We start from the raw sequence: 12,844 nt of genomic DNA on the forward strand, positions 1-12,844 counted from the left end.
TCACTCCTGCATTCATTCGCTAATTTACCCTAATTTTAGACAACTCAAGCATACTTTTCATGGTAAAATGGAGATACAACAAATGTACAGGGGATAAATATGCGAAATTTGCAAGAAACACTTCAACTTTCCTTTTTAGAAGCCTTAATCTTGTATTGTCTTAAACAGTTAAATGGGGAACGAACAATTTATGCTATATACCATATTTTAAATGGCAAAAAATCAGCCCAGACAATTCAGGATGTACATTTATTCGGATTAACTGGATTATTTAAGGCATACGATCGATTGTCGAGGGATCAGCTCGATTCAATTATTAAAACACTCATATCCAAGGGTCATATTGAGAGCAATGATGACCTTCGTTTTTTTATTACCGATAAAGGGCTTGAACAGCTCCAGGAAACACTTTTGTTAACTCCCATTTCTCCATACTTGTCAGGATTGAAGTACAACCAGGCGAGCCAGATGTTGTGGGAAAGACTTACTCTCCTTGTTCAGGTATGTTCCCATATTTCAAACAAGGATAACACGTATGTGCCAATTCAGAAAGGCAGACAAACACAGTTATGGGTAAAAGCATTCCTCTCGAAAAGAAATAAATCAGAGAGAGAAAAAATACCTTATTTGTTGTTAAAGGAGTTTACTCGTCTTTTCGATGGCAAGAAAGATTTGAAGCCTGAAATACTGGTTCTGCGACTAAGCGGTTATAAACATGCGGGGCTGACTTCTGAACAGGCGGCACATCAGCTTTGCATGGAAGAAGTACATTATCATTTGGAATTCCTGGGGATTCTTCATTTCATTTGCGAAATGGCCTTAACTAGCAGCGAAGCATATCCTATTTTTTATGAATTGGTTCGCGAGAGCAGTAAAAGCAATGCACTAACCATTACATCACTCCAAACTTATAAACTTTTAAAGGAAGGTTACTCCATAGAGGATATCGCCATGTTTCGCAATCTTAAGTTGAGTACTATTGAGGACCATATTGTTGAGATTGCATTGAATCGGGAGGATTTCTCAATTGAACCTTTTGTTAGTCCTGAGGAGCAAAAGAAGATTGCTGACATTGCTTCAAGAACCTCTTCCAGACAGCTTCGCCACTTGCGGGAGCTATTAGGGGGAGTTTCATATTTTAAAATTAGGCTCGTATTGGCAAGGCTTGGTGATTATTAATGTTGAAACAGCAGCTTTATAAATATTTTGGATATTCGTCATTCAGGCCGGGCCAGGAGGAAGTGGTATCTTCTATCCTTGCAGGAAAAGATACACTTGCAATGCTTCCTACTGGAACAGGGAAATCGCTTTGTTTCCAGCTTCCTGGATATATCATGGATGGATCGGTCGTTATCATCTCCCCTTTGCTTTCCCTTATGCAGGACCAGGTTGAACAAATGAGGAAAAGAGGGGAAAAACGAGTTATTGCCATTAATTCCTTTTTGTCTCCCATCGAAAAAAAAGAAGCACTGGCAAAGCTGCCATACTATAAATTTATTTTTCTGTCACCGGAAATGCTTACACTGCCTTTTATCATTGACAGACTTAGGGAAGTCACTATTAGCCTCTTAGCAATAGATGAAGCCCATTGTATTTCACAGTGGGGCTATGATTTCAGGCCGGATTATTTAAAGCTTGGAGATTTTCGCCAAAGGCTTGGCAATCCTTTGACACTTGCTTTGACAGCAACAGCAACCATTGATATAAGGGAAGACATTGTAAATAGGCTTGAAATGAATAATCCGGTGAGAATCGTTTCAAGTGTCGATCGTCCTAACATTTCATTCCAGATTGAGAAATTGGGAGATTACAGGGAAAAAGAAAGGCGAATATTGGAGCTTGTAGGGACATTGAAACGACCAGGGATTATCTATTTTTCCAGTAAGAGGGCTGCTGAGCAAACAGCAGCAATGCTTAGAAGCAAAGGGTTTTCAGGAACAATGCCTTATCATGGCGGTATGGACCAGGAACAGCGCATCCTTATTCAGCAACAATTCCTGAACAGCCAGTTGGATATTATTTGTGCTACAAGCGCTTTTGGTATGGGAGTGGATAAAGAAGACATCCGTTTTGTGATTCATTATCATATGCCAATGCAAATAGAATCATATTTACAGGAAATTGGCAGAGCAGGTAGGGATGGTGAACCATCTTTGGCAATATTGCTTTATGCTGAGGGTGATGATTTCCTGCAATATAATCTGGCAGAAGGTGAATTGCCTTCGGGCGAACAGCTGGATGCATTTTTTTCTTATTTAAAAATGGGCGAATTGAAAAAGGACCAGAATGCCTTTTTTGAACACGCGCGGGAAGCTGGGGGCCTAACGGACACCCAATGGCGCTGGCTTAAGGATGCTCTTGCCAGCTTTGGAGATGAAAACCTGCAAACAGTTTTAGAAGAATTGAAAAGCTATGTAGCAAACAGAAACAGGATTAAGGTGAATTATATTCATAAAATGAAGGGCATTATTGACCACGATGGGTGTATTCGAAATTACTTTCTGGACTACTTTCAGGAACCTTCCCTTGAAGCTGGGCGGTATAATTGCTGTGACAAATGCGGGCTACAGTTAACAGATTTTATGGGTGAAATAATTGAAGAGAAAAAGGCAGAAAAAAATATGGACTGGAAAAAGCATTTATCCTTTTTACTTCTGGGTGAAGTAAATGAAAAATAAACAAGCAGAGCTAATTGGACAACTGTCGGACAGAGAATTGCTTTTTCATTTATACGCTACGCAGATATTTTTATTGATTATATCGTTTGTATTAGGTATATTTCTTTTTGAAAATGGCTTCTTTTTGGATTTAGCACAATGGAATGATCCGGCTATATGGACAATAGGAATACCAGCAGGGCTTGCGGTCGTTCTAGTTGACTTGATTCTAATGAAAGTATTGCCCCCATCCTATTATAATGACGGTGGTTTAAATGAAAGGATATTTCGTTCTAGAAATTCCCTTCATATCGCCCTGATTGCTGCAATTGTTGCAATTAGCGAAGAAATTCTTTTCAGAGGAATTATCCAGGAGAAAACAGGGCTAATCATTGCGAGTATCATTTTTGCCCTAATCCATTATCGATATTTATTTAATTGGTTTTTATTTGTCAATATTGTTGCGCTAAGCTTTTTTATTGGAGCTATTTATAGCTGGACAGATAATTTGGCAGTAACCATTGTGATGCACTTTACAATTGATTTTCTTTTGGGAATGGCTATTAAGCTGAAAAATAAGAATGGAGGCGGGAATGGATGAACAAGGAAGATCCATATAGGGAACGGGCAGAGAAAAACCGACAGCGAATCTCAAGACCCGAACCGGATCCAAATGATGTGTCTTCAATGCCTTCCAGGTCAAAAGTCCACCAAGATAAAAAGAAAAAAACTGTATTTAAATTGAAGTATCCGATTATCCGGTTACTTGTTCTTTTCTTCATCCTTTTACCTATCACCGTTATTACCGTGATTTCATACATGGATGAGAATCAGTCCGAGCAAACTCTAAAGACTGGCTATGATATGGTAAGCCTTGAAGAAAGGGAAAATGAAGTATCCATCGAGAATAAAGAAAATACAGAAGAAGTCCAGTCACCTGAAACTTCTGATGGCGCGGATGAAGAAGCAACTTCAACCATGTCTCCAGCTTCACCAGCAGGACAGCCAGTTTCGGAGGGGAAAGACAAAGAAACTTTGTCTTCTGAAAATGCTAATGCGGAAACACCGCGACAGGTCACCTCTTCCAATTCTGCACCTAAAGCTGAAAATCAGAGTGCTGACAATAGCCAGTCAAATGACGAGTCAAGCAAAGGAAAAACTGAAAATGGAAAGCCTGAAAGTGAACAGAAAGTCCTTTACCATACTGTAAAACCAGGTGAAACGTTATTCAGAATTGCAATGACCTACTATAAAAGCCAATCCGGAATAGAGATCATCCGAAATGCCAATGGAATAATTGAAAATGAAATACAGACAGGACAAACCTTGAAAATTCCTGTTAAGTAGACGGCTGCCCACATAAGGCCGTTTTTTTTTATGTTTAAGGAAATTACAGATTTCTGCCAACCTTTGCTTCCCAAATAGAAACAAGTTTTGTACGGGGTTCATTCATAGATGCTTTCCTGACCTTTTTAATATCCATTCTTCATAAATAAGTGGACAGGTTCATACATTTCTATAAGATGTCCAGCTTCTTAACGATTGGATTGGGGGAACACTCAGGTATGGAAAAACAAATCAGCATGCTCGATAACCGTACTGACAAAGCAACAAAAGAGATGCTTAATAATGTGGTAAAGAGAAAAAAGAAATTTGACGAAGCGAAATTAAAACATTATGCATCGATTACCGCACTCCTTGGAGTAACCGCGATGTATTTGGCCTATCTATATTTTTCAATTGTTGTTCCTTATTCGTATTCGTTTTACGCCATGTTTTCCTCATTTGTCGGCAATAGCTTAAACTTTTTCTTTTTTGTCCTTACAGGGTCACTTTATGGACTGATGATTCTCCTGAAACAGCAAAGTGATAAAAAAGAAAAGGAATACCATGAACTTAGATGCGAGATAGTGGATCGCAGTAAAGATTTATGGAAAAAGGAAGAAGAATGGAAATCAAGACATATTGTTTTTGAAATGATGAAAAAGGAATATGATATAAATCTTTATCATGAAAAAAAATAAAGATACCAGTTTCTAAACCGGAACAGAATATTTCGGTCTTCTTTTTTTATAATTCATATTGGGCCAGAGGCTGTCCCAAAAAAGTAACCTTTTGGGCGCCTCTTTTTTATGGAATGAATAGTGCAATTGATTTTCGCTCCAGGCGCTTCGCTTTCCGTGGGCGGGCGGGGAGCCTCCTCGGCGCTTGAGCGCCTGTGGGGTCTCCCACTGTCCCTTTTCTCCCACAGGAGTCTTCGCGCCTTCCGCTTCAATCAACAAATTTACTGCATAAAAAAATAAGAAAACTTCCTTTTTGGTATAATTAAGTCACCACAATTTCAAATAATTTATAAAACATAAAAAACTGCCACAAAAAGTCGTCATTCAACGACCTTTTGGGACATCCTCTTTATTGTAAGTTATTTAGATAAAGAGTTATAGAATATAGTTTTCTTAACGGAATGGATTAAATCGGAAGGAGCGGAGACGCTTCTGGTAAGCTTATTTAACTGTAACGGGAGAAAAAGCCAGCGAACCTCTATTGATGACCGGAAGCCCTATGAAGCCCTATTTCTAAGGCAACAGGGTAGTCAAGAACCTCTATTGACGACCGGACTCTCCATTTCTTAACCAGCAGGGTCGTCATGAACCAGCGAGCTTCCCCAGGCGCTAGTAAACGTCTTAGTTAGCCCCGGCAAGTTCTCCTCAAGTTATCCTTAATAACCTTTATTAAGCTAACCCATAATTTCGTGCGTGTACTTTCTGCGGTTAACATAGCCTAGGATAAAAATATTCTAAGAAATGAAAAGGATTTGAAGGCGATTATGTTGAAATAGTAAGTGTACGATTTATAATGTCGAGGTGATGGTAATGTTTGTAAAAAGCATTATGATTCCTAAATATAATTGCCACGTTGTCCAGGGAAATGAGAAAGTACGTAAAGCGCTGGAATGCCTTGAAAAACATCAAATCGATGGTGTTCCAGTCTTAAGAGGCGACGAATATGAAGGGATTATTACACTTCATCGGATTTATGAACAATATTTCAAATCTGGTAAATCAAAAGAGGATTTTCTTGATGAAACTGTCATTTCCGATATCGCAACCCATCAGGAAGCGTATTTGGATGGTGGGGAGATCTTTGAAAATACATTAATGGAATTGAGGAACTTCCCACTTTTGTCTGTTGTCGATAGTAAAAGAAACTTTCTAGGCGTCGTAACCAGATATGATGTTTTAAATCAGTTCCAAAGCGCTTTTGGAATGAATAGGCCTGGTGTCCGGATTGCCTTTACATCTGTTGAAACAGAAGGAAGGATTGCCCGTCTTGCGGAAATTGCCCACCAGTTCCATGAACACATTATTTCACTCGTAACCTTTGATGAAACAGATAAACTGGTCAGAAGGATTGTGCTAAAGGTTGAGCGAAATGAGAATATTGATAAATTCGTTAAAAAGCTGGAATCACACGGATTTAGGATTCTTAACATCCATGAAGATGTGTAAACATTTTGAGTAAAATAAATAGCAAGTAGTTAACATCCCCTCATATATAGTTATATGGGGGGATTTAACTGTGCCTAGTATTTTTCTTATGCTTGCCATGTTCGTGTGCGGCTATTTATTCAGTGAATGGATGGAAATAACCAGCCCTTTTTCACTCCATAGTTTTTTGCTCGGCCTGGTTTTAAATCCACTCGGCTTTTTTGCTGCTGCATTAGCTTACTTTTCCGGTGTAGGAATCAATGGTTACCTGATACGTTTATATTCGGAAACGCCAAAGCGCCGTAATTTTAAAAGGCTGTCAGCTTTATTGGTTTGCCTTGGCTCGGTGTTCATATTTGTTTACCTCTACCAAATTTCACCGGTACATACGCTTGTATTCTTCGGCTCCAGCCTGATTTATGGTATCATTTCGATATACTTGTGAAGGGTGCTGAAGAAATGGGCTTTTATTTTTTGATGGGCATAGTTGCTCTAGGTGCCTTATTGTTAATCTATATGCTATATCTTGCTTTTGAAAATAACCTAAAAGAGCAAGAGCTTTTGTTTTCCGACTTCCCAGAAACATTCGGCTCGCTTAAGGTGTTTTTCATCTCTGATATTCATAAAAGAATCGTATCAGATACATTGGTATCCTCCGTTAAAGGAAAGGCAGACCTAGTAATCATAGGTGGGGATATCAGAGAAAAAAGAGTGCCTCTTGGAAATGTAGAAGCAAATATCCTGAAATTGAAATCGATAGCGCCTGTATTCTTTGTATGGGGCAATAATGATTACGAAGGTGAATACCGAGCCCTGGATCATTTGCTGCTCAGCCACGGAGTGAAAATTCTTGATAATACTGCAACTTCCTTTGAATCGGCAGCAGGGGATAGAGTAGTCATTTTAGGGGTAGATGATCTAGGTTTAAGCAAAGACCGCTTGGATCTTGCGTTATTTGATGCTGGTGAAGGCGGATTTAGGATATTGGTGAGCCACAATCCCGAAATTATCCAAAAAATAGAAACAGAACATAAGATTTCTTTAGTGTTAAGCGGTCATACCCATGGCGGCCAGATAAGGTTTGCGGGAATCGGCCCGTATAAAAAGGGAAGAATCGAAAAAGCAGGCAATGTAACATTGCTAACCAGCAACGGATATGGTACGACCATGCTGCCTCTAAGGCTTGGCGCTAAATCGGAATGCCACTTGCTGACAATTCGAAATGGCTGACCTGATTGTGCATACAAGTTAAAGTTAAAAAGCATATAGGGGAGAATAGACAATTCACCAACCCGGCGCAATGACATAAACTATTGAAAAGAGTGAGTCATGGCAGGGGGCTTAAGGCATGCGTCTCGAAAGATTGACAGAGAATAAGATTAAGATTTTTATAACTTCCGATGACCTTTTTGACAGGGGGTTGTCCAAAGAGGATATTGTAAAGGATTCACTCAAATGGAGGCAGCTCTTTACTGATATGCTTGAAGAAGCCAGCGACACGCTTGATGTAGATATTCAGGGTGCGGTCGCAGTAGAAGTCTTTTCACTCAAGGCGCAAGGGATGGTCATGATTATCACCGTCACAGATCATGAGGAAGAGGATGAACTTCTTTATGACGGCTTTATTGAAATGCAAGTAACGGTTGAAGGTATTGAAAAACTGATGTTTAAATTTGAGTCCATTGAGGATGTTATTCAGCTTGTTAAACGTCTTTCTTTTTTAGGAACCAAAGGGGGAAGCCTCTATTCTTTAAACGGCCACTATTATCTCCTTTTCGATGCGAGCCCTGAAGATGCCGAGCGTAATGCTTCGATAATGGCTGAGTATGGGCAGGCGTCAATACTTAGCCTGATATATCTTGAGGAATATGGAAAAACAATTATGAAAGATTGCGCTGTAGAAACACTCCTTCAATACTTTTCATAGGCGGACTGACCGATCATTCGGCAGCCGCTGTTTTTTTGTATGTATACATAGTTATAGGCTAGTTATAGGAAGTGTTTTTTTAAAAAAAACTAGTTGATTGAAGCGACTTGTAAAAGGCGATATCTGCAGTTCCTGCAGGGTCTCCCTTTGTGTCCCTGCAATAATTATTCCGAAAACGTCCCTTTATGGAGCTGAAATCAACTGAGTTGATAAAATGGACTAGCCCTCTAATAATGAACGCTTGCAAATAAATGAGTGAATAGACTGAATTGAAATTTTTTATCTTTGCTTTAACTTTTTAAAAGTGTATACTAGTCTCTGAAAGCCACGAACTTTCGAGCAGTGATATCTTAGGAGGTTTATAAATGGCAACGGGGAAAGGTAATGAAAGTACGAATCTTGAAAAACATGATGTTCTAAAATCCACTCAAACGGTTATCCATAAGGCGCTAGAAAAGCTTGGATATCCTGAAGAAGTTTTCGAGCTCTTAAAAGAGCCGATCAGGATGATGACTGTTAAAATCCCAGTGCGTATGGATGATGGGGCAATTAGGATATTTACCGGTTATAGGGCCCAGCATAATGATGCAGTCGGACCTACAAAAGGCGGGATTCGCTTTCACCCGAATGTAACAGAAAAAGAAATCAAGGCACTTTCTATTTGGATGAGCCTTAAATGCGGAATAGTGGATCTCCCATATGGCGGAGCGAAGGGCGGGATCATTTGCGATCCTCGCGACATGTCATTCCGTGAACTAGAACGACTTAGCCGAGGATATGTTAGGGCGATAAGCCAGATTGTCGGTCCTACAAAAGATATTCCGGCTCCGGATGTATTTACAAATTCTCAAATCATGGCTTGGATGATGGATGAATACAGCAGGATTGATGAATTTAATTCTCCTGGCTTCATTACAGGGAAACCGCTTGTACTTGGAGGATCCCATGGCCGTGAATCTGCAACAGCAAAAGGAGTTACCATTTGTATTCGCGAAGCAGCCAAGAAAAAAGGCATTCAGCTTGAAGGAGCACGGGTTGTTGTTCAGGGGTTTGGAAACGCTGGCAGCTATCTATCTAAATTCATGCACGATGCTGGAGCTAAAATAATTGGCATTTCTGATGCCTATGGTGCTCTATATGACCCAAATGGACTGGACATCGATTATCTCCTCGACCGCAGGGATAGTTTTGGAACAGTCACCAAGCTATTTAACAATACAATCACAAATAAGGAACTGTTGGAACTTGATTGTGACATCCTTGTTCCTGCCGCTATTGAAAATCAAATCACAGATGAAAATGCCCATAATATCAGGGCAAGCATTGTTGTCGAAGCTGCCAATGGCCCTACTACCTTGGAAGCTACAGAAATCCTTACAGAACGGGGAATCCTGCTTGTGCCGGATGTACTTGCATCCTCCGGCGGTGTAACGGTATCCTACTTTGAATGGGTACAGAACAATCAAGGATATTATTGGACTGAGGAAGAAGTGGAAGAAAAGCTTGAAAAAGTAATGGTGAAATCCTTTAAGAACATATATGATACGGCTCAAAATCGCCGTGTGGATATGCGCCTGGCAGCTTATATGGTTGGAGTGCGCAAAATGGCTGAAGCCAGCCGTTTCAGAGGCTGGATTTAGGCAGAATACGTTCATCTGAATGTGATTTTTGGATTTACATTGAAACCTTGAAGAAAATCTCCTATCATAAACTGATGGGAGATTTTTTTGTATAATTTCCCCGGAATCCTTGGAAGAAAGCTTCCAGCTTATCGGTCCGGAAGAATGAAGTAAGAAGATAGCTTTGGGAGTAATAGCCCGTATAGGCTTATATTATTTGATTGATCATTTATATAGGAGATGCTTTTTATGCAAAAGGAAGATGTTATTATTATCGGGGCTGGCCCCTGTGGTCTAGCAGCTGCCATATCGTTGAAGGAAGCAGGTAAAAATCCCCTTGTTATTGAAAAAGGGAATATAGTGAATGCGATCTATCATTATCCAACCCATCAAACTTTTTTTAGTACAAGTGAAAAATTAGAAATTGGCGATGTCCCGTTCATTACGGAAAACTATAAGCCGGTCAGGCTTCAAGCACTGGTTTATTACAGGGAAGTTGTAAAGAGGAAGCAGCTAAGAATCAACTCCTTTGAAAGAGTTATGTCAATTACTCAAAGTGGAAGCGGATATTTAGTGAATACAGAGAAAGGGGTATACGATACGCCCAATGTTGTAATTGCCACTGGGTATTATGATAATCCTAACTTCATGGGTGTTCCTGGAGAAAATTTACCTAAGGTATTTCATTACTTTAAGGAAGCACATCCATATTTTGATAAAGATGTATGTGTTATTGGCGGCAAGAATTCCAGTGTCGATGCAGCGATTGAACTGAATAAGGCTGGGGCAAGGGTAACAGTTTTATATAGGGGAAGTGAATATTCCACGAGCATCAAACCATGGATTCTCCCCGAATTTGATTCGCTTGTCAGGAATGGTTCAATCCGTCTTGAATTTAATGCGCATGTCAAGGAAATAACTGACAGGGAAGTCTATTTTGAAAAGGGTGGACAAGTCCATTCATTTCAGAATGATTATGTTTTTGCGATGACAGGATATCGTCCCGATCATAACTTCTTAAAGGAAGTCGGTATTGAAATTGACTTCGAGACAGGAAGGCCAAAGTTCAATCCAGAAACGATGGAAACGAATATGCCAGGAATCTTTATTGCTGGTGTAATCGCCGCCGGAAATAATGCCAACGAGATCTTTATCGAAAATGGCCGCTTCCATGGCGGCTTGATTGCAAAAGCCTTAACAAAAAATTAAACACTTGAAGTAAAATCTAAGACAGTTCCTATAAAGGATGCAGGGTGATTCTATGAGAAAAGTAGTATTGTTGACCACAGGCGGAACAATAGCCAGCAAACCCAATAAGGATTCAGGCAAATTGGCTTCAGGAGAAATGACAGGGGAAGAACTGGCCGCCCTTTGTAACCTGCCTGACGATATTGAAGTTATTGTTGAATCAGTTTTTCAAAAAGCTAGCATGCATATTACATTTGACGACTTGATTTACTTGAAGGGTAGAATTGACTATTACTTCCGGGATGAAACGGTTTGGGGTGCGGTAGTAACACATGGTACGGATACAATGGAGGAAACGGCTTACTTTTTGGATCTAACTGTTGATGACGAACGACCTGTCATTGTTACTGGGTCACAGCGGTCACCAGATGATTTGGGAAGTGATGTCTTTATTAACCTCAGGCATGCGATATATTCGGCCTGCTCGAAAGATTTACGAGGAACGGGTGCTGTGGTTGTGTTTAATGAGCGGATATTTGCTGCCCGGTATGTTAAAAAAGAACATGCATCCAACATACAGGGATTTAGTGTTTTTGGTTTTGGTTATTTAGGTATTATTGATAATGATGAAGTTTCCGTTTATCAAAAACCGATCAGGCGTGAAGTCTATAACCTAAAAACAACCATTCCGCGTATAGAAATAGTCAAATGCTACATGGGCGGAGATGGCATATTCATAAAAGCGGCTAGGGAAAGCGGAGTTAAAGGGATTGTGCTTGAAGGAGTCGGGCGCGGCCAAGTATCTCCTTTAATGATGGAGGAAATTGAAAAGGCTATTGCTGAAGGTATTATTGTAGTAATTACCACCAGCGCTGAAGAAGGTGCGGTCTATACCACTTATGACTATAAAGGGAGCGCATTTGACCTGTACAAAAAAGGTGCTATTTTAGGCAGTGACAATGATTCGAAAAAAGCCCGAATTAAGCTTGGAGTCGCACTTGCAAGCGGAAAAACAGAAGTACAGTTTTAATTTTACACACTTTTTTATGTGGCAGTTAGAGATCTATAGTCTTGATCAACTTCAGGAAAAAAAGTTCCCATTTTCTTTCGGTACCGGCCGTGTTACCATGAAGGTAATGGAAAAATTCGTGAATTAGATCTTTATTCAACTCCTCGCAAAGAAAGGTGGCCGTGCATGCTGGGGATCTTTTCTGCCGGGATTGCACCCGGCCTCGCATTACTAAGTTATTTCTATTTGAAGGATGAAGTGGAATCAGAGCCGCTTCCAGTGGTTATCAGGACCTTTATCAATGGAGCTTTGCTTGTGTTTCCAATTATGTTCATACAGCATGTCCTAAATGCTGAGAATGTTATCAATTCAGGATGGGGAACAGCATTCCTTTCCTCTGGTCTTTTGGAGGAGTTCATGAAATGGTTCATTCTCTACTATGTTATCTACCGGCATATGGCTTTTGATGAGCCATTTGACGGAATCGTCTATGGTGCCGCGGTCTCCCTTGGTTTTGCCACCGTCGAAAATATTCTTTATTTAATTGGCAATGGTGTGGAGCATGCAATCGGCAGGGCGTTGCTTCCCGTCCCAAGCCATGCTCTTTTTGGGGTTATTATGGGATTTTATATAGGGAAAACCAAGTTCTCCAAAACAAAACAGAAATTATGGTTATTCTTTTCACTAGCATTGCCGGTCTTACTTCACGGGATTTATGACTATATATTAATCACTCAAGAAAACTGGATTTATATTATTATGCCATTTATGGCCTTCCTTTGGTGGTTTGCAATAAGGAAGGTTAAGAAGGCACGCATCCTAAGCGCAGCCCATTTAGAAAGTAAATACCAGGCCCAAAACCCTCTCCACTCATAGTGAAGAGGGTTTTACATTTTTATTGGTACCTTCCAAACCTCCACTTCAATGAATAAAACCGGCAGTAATACAAAAAATAA

Annotated in this window: 13 protein-coding genes; all 13 read left to right on the forward strand. The window is 40.0% G+C overall.

Annotated elements, in window-relative coordinates; all coding sequences use genetic code 11:
• Window positions 1-99: 99 nt before the first annotated feature.
• The 13 genes from AM500_RS10015 to prsW all read left to right on the forward strand — a co-directional run bounded on the left by AM500_RS10015 (window position 100) and on the right by prsW (window position 12,764).
• The gene (locus AM500_RS10015) at window positions 100-1,179 is read left to right on the forward strand and encodes a YpbB family protein (protein ID WP_053599083.1); all 1,080 of its coding nucleotides are present in this window, start codon (window positions 100-102) and stop codon (window positions 1,177-1,179) included.
• Window positions 1,179-2,678, forward strand: a complete 1,500-nt coding sequence (locus tag AM500_RS10020) for a RecQ family ATP-dependent DNA helicase (RefSeq protein WP_053599084.1) — start codon at window positions 1,179-1,181, stop codon at window positions 2,676-2,678. The genes AM500_RS10015 and AM500_RS10020 overlap by 1 nt, the downstream gene beginning before the upstream one ends.
• A complete protein-coding gene (locus AM500_RS10025) occupies window positions 2,668-3,258 on the forward strand; it encodes a CPBP family intramembrane glutamic endopeptidase (protein ID WP_053599085.1) in 591 nt (196 codons plus the stop codon). Before AM500_RS10020 ends, AM500_RS10025 begins: the two co-directional genes overlap by 11 nt.
• Window positions 3,255-4,004, forward strand: a complete 750-nt coding sequence (locus tag AM500_RS10030) for a LysM peptidoglycan-binding domain-containing protein (RefSeq protein ID WP_053599086.1) — start codon at window positions 3,255-3,257, stop codon at window positions 4,002-4,004. Before AM500_RS10025 ends, AM500_RS10030 begins: the two co-directional genes overlap by 4 nt.
• A 218-nt stretch (window positions 4,005-4,222) precedes the next feature.
• The gene (locus AM500_RS10035; protein ID WP_053599087.1) at window positions 4,223-4,681 is read left to right on the forward strand and encodes a YpbF family protein; all 459 of its coding nucleotides are present in this window, start codon (window positions 4,223-4,225) and stop codon (window positions 4,679-4,681) included.
• 849 nt (window positions 4,682-5,530) lie between these two features.
• Window positions 5,531-6,166, forward strand: a complete 636-nt coding sequence (locus AM500_RS10045; RefSeq protein ID WP_053599089.1) for a CBS domain-containing protein — start codon at window positions 5,531-5,533, stop codon at window positions 6,164-6,166.
• Between the two features lie 70 nt (window positions 6,167-6,236).
• The gene (locus tag AM500_RS10050; protein ID WP_053599090.1) at window positions 6,237-6,590 is read left to right on the forward strand and encodes a hypothetical protein; all 354 of its coding nucleotides are present in this window, start codon (window positions 6,237-6,239) and stop codon (window positions 6,588-6,590) included.
• 14 nt (window positions 6,591-6,604) lie between these two features.
• Entirely contained in the window at window positions 6,605-7,375 is a 771-nt protein-coding gene (locus tag AM500_RS10055) for a metallophosphoesterase (RefSeq protein WP_053599091.1), read from the forward strand.
• 118 nt (window positions 7,376-7,493) lie between these two features.
• Complete coding sequence (locus AM500_RS10060; protein ID WP_053599092.1) at window positions 7,494-8,072, forward strand: adaptor protein MecA; 579 nt, start codon at window positions 7,494-7,496, stop codon at window positions 8,070-8,072.
• 365 nt (window positions 8,073-8,437) lie between these two features.
• Window positions 8,438-9,712, forward strand: coding sequence for a Glu/Leu/Phe/Val family dehydrogenase (locus tag AM500_RS10065; RefSeq protein WP_043933578.1), 1,275 nt, complete (start codon window positions 8,438-8,440; stop codon window positions 9,710-9,712).
• A 228-nt stretch (window positions 9,713-9,940) separates the two neighbouring features.
• Window positions 9,941-10,900, forward strand: coding sequence for a YpdA family putative bacillithiol disulfide reductase (locus AM500_RS10070; protein WP_053599093.1), 960 nt, complete (start codon window positions 9,941-9,943; stop codon window positions 10,898-10,900).
• A gap of 52 nt (window positions 10,901-10,952) precedes the next feature.
• Window positions 10,953-11,909: an asparaginase gene (locus AM500_RS10075; protein ID WP_053599094.1), complete on the forward strand. Its 957-nt coding sequence runs from the start codon at window positions 10,953-10,955 to the stop codon at window positions 11,907-11,909.
• 165 nt (window positions 11,910-12,074) lie between these two features.
• Window positions 12,075-12,764: a glutamic-type intramembrane protease PrsW gene (prsW, locus tag AM500_RS10080; protein ID WP_043933581.1), complete on the forward strand. Its 690-nt coding sequence runs from the start codon at window positions 12,075-12,077 to the stop codon at window positions 12,762-12,764.
• Window positions 12,765-12,844: the final 80 nt, after the last annotated feature.

It is taken from the genome of Bacillus sp. FJAT-18017 (genome assembly GCF_001278805.1).
Lineage (GTDB): Bacteria > Bacillota > Bacilli > Bacillales > Cytobacillaceae > Bacillus_D.

Bases quoted from the DNA above. Each gene is read 5' to 3' on its own strand.
- AM500_RS10015 (WP_053599083.1), top strand. From the start codon at position 100: ATGCGAAATTTGCAAGAAACACTTCAACTTTCCTTTTTAGAAGCCTTA.
- AM500_RS10020 (WP_053599084.1), top strand. From the start codon at position 1,179: ATGTTGAAACAGCAGCTTTATAAATATTTTGGATATTCGTCATTCAGG.
- AM500_RS10025 (WP_053599085.1), top strand. From the start codon at position 2,668: ATGAAAAATAAACAAGCAGAGCTAATTGGACAACTGTCGGACAGAGAA.
- AM500_RS10030 (WP_053599086.1), top strand. From the start codon at position 3,255: ATGAACAAGGAAGATCCATATAGGGAACGGGCAGAGAAAAACCGACAG.
- AM500_RS10035 (WP_053599087.1), top strand. From the start codon at position 4,223: ATGGAAAAACAAATCAGCATGCTCGATAACCGTACTGACAAAGCAACA.
- AM500_RS10045 (WP_053599089.1), top strand. From the start codon at position 5,531: ATGTTTGTAAAAAGCATTATGATTCCTAAATATAATTGCCACGTTGTC.
- AM500_RS10055 (WP_053599091.1), top strand. From the start codon at position 6,605: ATGGGCTTTTATTTTTTGATGGGCATAGTTGCTCTAGGTGCCTTATTG.
- AM500_RS10060 (WP_053599092.1), top strand. From the start codon at position 7,494: ATGCGTCTCGAAAGATTGACAGAGAATAAGATTAAGATTTTTATAACT.
- AM500_RS10065 (WP_043933578.1), top strand. From the start codon at position 8,438: ATGGCAACGGGGAAAGGTAATGAAAGTACGAATCTTGAAAAACATGAT.
- AM500_RS10070 (WP_053599093.1), top strand. From the start codon at position 9,941: ATGCAAAAGGAAGATGTTATTATTATCGGGGCTGGCCCCTGTGGTCTA.
- AM500_RS10075 (WP_053599094.1), top strand. From the start codon at position 10,953: ATGAGAAAAGTAGTATTGTTGACCACAGGCGGAACAATAGCCAGCAAA.
- prsW (WP_043933581.1), top strand. From the start codon at position 12,075: ATGCTGGGGATCTTTTCTGCCGGGATTGCACCCGGCCTCGCATTACTA.